1 pseudogene is annotated in these 658 nt (G+C 74.6%); it reads left to right on the plus strand.

What is annotated here, in order from left to right:
• Nucleotides 1-658 (plus strand): annotated as a pseudogene (locus G8O24_RS42560) (hypothetical protein); the annotation flags it as partial.

The raw sequence follows: 658 nt of genomic DNA on the forward strand, positions 1-658 counted from the left end.
GGCATTGCCTGGTCGACGGCGCCGGCCGGGGCGATCTCCGGGGTGAGCGCGGATCATTACACGGTGTCGTCGCTGACGCTGCGGGCGGCGCAGGACGATCTCGGTGTCGCCGCGCCGGTGGTGACGGTGGCGAGCCCGACGCCGGTGGATCCGGCCAAGTTGGCGCAGCCCACGATCGTGGGCAGCAACGGCCAGCACCTTGATGTGTTCGAGGCGAACGCCTCGGCGGGGGCGGGCGGCTCCAGCGTGGGTGTGGCGGGCGCGGTGGCGCTGAACCTCGTGGATGCGCAGAGCCTGGCGCAGGTGGCGGGCGGTGCCTCGGCGACGGTGACGGGCGGCGGCGCGGTCTCGGCCAGCAGCGACAACGAGACCTCGACGATCGCGCGGGCGATGCCGGCGGGCTCGGGGGCCTCGGGCGGCAAGGTGGGTGTCGGCGCCTCGGTTGCGCTGAACCTGGTTGCGACGCGTTCGACGGCGGAGCTTGCGGACGGGGCTTCGCTGGCGGGCGCCGGCGACGTGACGCTGCATGCACTGGGCGTGCATGGGATCGTGACGCAGGCCGAGCAGGGCTCGGCGGGCGGGATTGCGGTGACGCCGGTGATCGCGCTGACGCTGGCCTCGGACCGGACGCGGGCCTCGGTGGGGGCGCTGTCGGGCG

Source organism: Bradyrhizobium campsiandrae, assembly GCF_014529705.1.
In the GTDB taxonomy this organism is placed as follows: domain Bacteria; phylum Pseudomonadota; class Alphaproteobacteria; order Rhizobiales; family Xanthobacteraceae; genus Bradyrhizobium; species Bradyrhizobium campsiandrae.